Raw genomic sequence first — 3,701 nt, forward strand, 5'->3', positions numbered from 1 at the left:
GATCCGGGCGCCGGACAGGTGCATGCCGGGCGTCTGCCCTGCAAGGCGTTCCCGGGCGCCGAGCAACATCCTTGCGATGATCGCAGCCCGAACGGCAACCCGGACCCGCTCGCGTCGGCCCGCGACATCCGCGAGACGTTCCGCCGGATGGCGATGAACGACGAGGAGACGGCCGCCCTGATCGTGGGCGGCCACACCTTCGGCAAGACCCACGGCGCCGGCCCGGCCGAGCACGTCGGCCCCGACCCCGAGGCCGCCCCGATCGAGGCGCAGGGCCTCGGCTGGAGCAGCACCTTCGGCACCGGCAAGGGCGGCGACACGATCACCAGCGGTCTTGAGGGCATCTTCACCGACACCCCGACCACCTGGGACAACAGGTTCCTCGAAATCCTCTACGGCTACGAGTGGGAGCTGTTCAAGAGCCCGGCGGGCGCGCACCAGTGGCGGCCGCAGGACGGCGCGGGCGCGGGCACCGTCCCGGACGCCCACGACCCCTCGAAGAAGCACGCCCCGACGATGCTGACCGCCGACCTCGCACTCCGTGCGGACCCGGTCTACGAGCAGATCACGCGACGCTGGCTGGACAACCCCGGCGAGCTCGCCGACGCCTTCGCCCGCGCCTGGTACAAGCTCACCCACCGCGACATGGGCCCGATCGTGCGCTACCTCGGCTCGGAGGTGCCGACCGAGCGGCTGCTGTGGCAGGACCCGCTCCCCGCCCTGACGCACGAACTCATCGACGCCGCGGACGTCGCCTCCCTCAAGGAGCAGGTCCTCGCCTCCGGCCTGTCGGTGTCCCAGCTCGTGTCCACCGCGTGGGCCTCAGCCTCGTCCTTCCGCGGCAGCGACAAGCGCGGCGGCGCCAACGGCGCCCGCATCCGCCTGCAGCCGCAGAGCGGCTGGGAGGTCAACAACCCCGACCAGCTCGCTCAGGTGCTGCGCACTCTGGAGAACATCCAGGTGGCCTTCAACGCCGCCCAGAGCGGCGGCGGCAAGCAGGTCTCCATCGCCGACCTGATCGTGCTCGCCGGTGCCGCGGCGGTCGAGCAGGCCGCCAAGGACGCCGGCTTCGACGTCACCGTCCCCTTCACCGCGGGCCGCGTGGACGCCGCGCAGGACCAGACCGACGTGGAGTCGTTCGCCGCGCTGGAGCCGGTGGCCGACGGGTTCCGCAACTACCTGGGCAAGGGCGTCCGGCTGCCGGCCGAGTACCTCCTGCTCGACCGGGCGAACCTGCTGACCCTGAGCGCCCCCGAGCTGACCACCCTCATCGGTGGCCTCCGCGTCCTGGGCGCCAACTATCAGCAGTCGCAGCTCGGCGTCCTCACCGCGACCCCCGGGTCGCTGACCAACGACTTCTTCGTCAACCTGCTCGACCTGGGCACGACGTGGCAGGCGACGTCGGAGGACGCGAACACGTTCGAGGGCGGCGACTCCGTCACGGGCGAGGTCAAGTGGACCGGCAGCCGGGTCGACCTCGTCTTCGGCTCCAACTCCGAGCTCCGCGCGCTCGCGGAGGTCTACGCGAGCGACGACGCGAAGGAGAAGTTCGTGAACGACTTCGTCGCGGCCTGGGTCAAGGTCATGAACGCGGACCGCTTCGACCTCATCTGACCACCACGTCCAGGCCGGCCGGCCCCACACCGGCCGGCCTGAACGGCCCCGTTTCTCACGTTGGGGCTTCGCCCGAGCGTTCCAGGTCGAGCGCGACCGCCCGGACCGCGTCGACGATCGGCAGCAGCTTGCCGCCGAACGGGGTGAGTCGATACACCGTCGACTGCCTGCTCCTGGACTCGACGGTCCTGCTGACGATCCCCGCCTCTTCGAGTTTGCGCAGGCGGTTGGTGAGGGTGACCGCGTTCGCCTTGGGGATCGCCCGCTGCAACTCGTTGAAGCGCAGCTCCGAGTCCTGCAGCGTCATGACGATCGCCAGCGTCCACAGATCGCCGACCACCGACAGGATCTGCATGCACCGCGCCACCTGAGTGTCATCCGCCTGCTCCATGATGCCTTCCATCCTATACCGCTATAGTTTCTTTAGTGCTAAAGTTCATTTAGCGGTTATTGCTGTTCGGAGAAAGGGCCATCACCATGAAGATCACCATTTTCGGCGCGACGGGGCGGACGGGCCACCTTCTGGTGCAGCAGGCTTTGGACGCGGGACACCAGGTCAGCGCCTACGCCCGCACCCCGGCCAAGCTCCAGATCACCCACCCGAGGTTGACGACCATCGAGGGGCAACTCGACGACGACCACGCGATCCTGGCTGCGGTACGGGGAGCCGACGCCGTCATCGAGGGGGTCGGCTCGGTCAGCGACGCCACCCAGACCATCAGCACGGCCATGAGCAAGGCGGGCGTGAAACGGCTCGTGGTCGTGTCCACCTGCAGCGCCCCCGACCCCGACGACCTGCCGGACCCGGACTTCGAGGCCCTGATCGAGTTCGTGAAGACCAGGGCGCCCCAGGCTTACGCGGAGGTGCGCCGCGCGGCCGAGATCGTCCGCGCTTCCGACCTGGACTGGACCCTTGTCCGTGTCGCCAAGCTAGACGACGAGACCGCCACCGGACACCTCAAGGTCGGCCACTACGGACACCACGTCGTCGGCCTGTCCACCACCCGCGCCGACCTGGCGGCCTTCCTCCTGGCCCAGACCTCCGACGACACCTACCTGCGCCAGGCCCCGGCAATCAGCAACTGACGACACACCACGACCACCGACCGCGGCGCCCCATGACCAAGCCCGGCAGCGTGGCGGATCACCGGATCGGCATCGCCGCTACGCCAAGCCCTACCTCTCGATCTGAGGAGCGACAAACGGCTTAGAAGCACGAATGAAGGTAGAGATCAGCGCCCGAGAGGTGGCTCGTTGCTCGTCCAACTGCTCACGGGAATCCAACTGATCCATACGATCGACAGCGCTCAGGGCCTCCCACCCTTTCGCGATGAGCTGTTCGTCGTCGGTCAAGAGCTCCATGCGGAACAGGGATTCAAGGGCTGCGGACCGTAACCGTTGCTCTTCGCGGCGCAGCTCGATCCAGTTCGATTGACCCGGGTTGTCATGTCTCGTGAACCACAGATCCATCTGTGCGCGTCGATAGTTGGTCAGGGCTCCCCCGCTCCCCCGAGAGCGCAGTACGCGTCTATACGTTCTGATCGAAGCTGGTGACTCCGTGCGAGACGATCTGTCCGGCTCGCCGTGCGTCGCTCAAGCAGATGATTGAGCGTAGCTCCAAGAAGAGTCCCCAGCACCGCCACAATGGCCACGACAGCTTCCATCGATCAATGGAAACTAGGCTGCGACCCGGCATCTACCACCTCGAAGGCGCCTGGCAGCAAGAAGCCCCCTGTGATCACCGCAAGGGGCTTCTGAGCTGGAGCCGCCTTCGGGATTCGAACCCGAGCCCCCTTCATCACGAGTGAGAACACGACCGTCCACGGACATCCACCCGGGTCAGGGCGCCTGCCGCTTCTCAGGCGGATCAACAACTGTGCTTGGCTGATTCAGACCGCAGCCAGGTGCGTGTGCGCGGTGACGCAGATGTGCCGGCGTGGGAGAACCGCTGCTTAGTCACGAGAGGATCCCGGATGGGAGGACGGACCTTGACCCAAGGCCAGGTAGTTAAGGCTTTCGCGGTGCCGTCAAGACGTGGTTCTCAGGACATGAGGACGGAGATCCAGTAAAACGGTGATCTTCCACAA

The 3,701-nt window shown here is 67.0% G+C and carries 4 protein-coding genes; 2 read left to right on the forward strand and 2 right to left on the reverse strand.

Annotated features, from left to right (window positions below):
• Positions 1–1,614: catalase/peroxidase HPI (katG, locus tag ACWD0F_RS51845; protein ID WP_449890509.1), on the forward strand; the 1,614-nt coding region annotated here is incomplete at its 5' end.
• Between the two features lie 55 nt (positions 1,615–1,669).
• Here the strand turns inward: katG and ACWD0F_RS51850 are convergent.
• A complete protein-coding gene (locus ACWD0F_RS51850) occupies positions 1,670–2,005 on the reverse strand; it encodes a winged helix-turn-helix transcriptional regulator (RefSeq protein WP_449890511.1) in 336 nt (111 codons plus the stop codon).
• An 86-nt stretch (positions 2,006–2,091) separates the two neighbouring features.
• Here ACWD0F_RS51850 and ACWD0F_RS51855 point away from each other — a divergent pair, with 86 nt between their 5' ends.
• The gene (locus ACWD0F_RS51855) at positions 2,092–2,700 is read left to right on the forward strand and encodes an NAD(P)-dependent oxidoreductase (RefSeq protein ID WP_449890513.1); all 609 of its coding nucleotides are present in this window, start codon (positions 2,092–2,094) and stop codon (positions 2,698–2,700) included.
• Positions 2,701–2,790: 90 nt separating this feature from the next.
• Here ACWD0F_RS51855 and ACWD0F_RS51860 read toward each other — a convergent pair whose 3' ends face one another.
• Entirely contained in the window at positions 2,791–3,084 is a 294-nt protein-coding gene (locus tag ACWD0F_RS51860; protein WP_449890515.1) for a hypothetical protein, read from the reverse strand.
• Positions 3,085–3,701 lie beyond the last annotated feature (617 nt).

The organism is Nonomuraea sp. NPDC002799 (assembly GCF_053592075.1).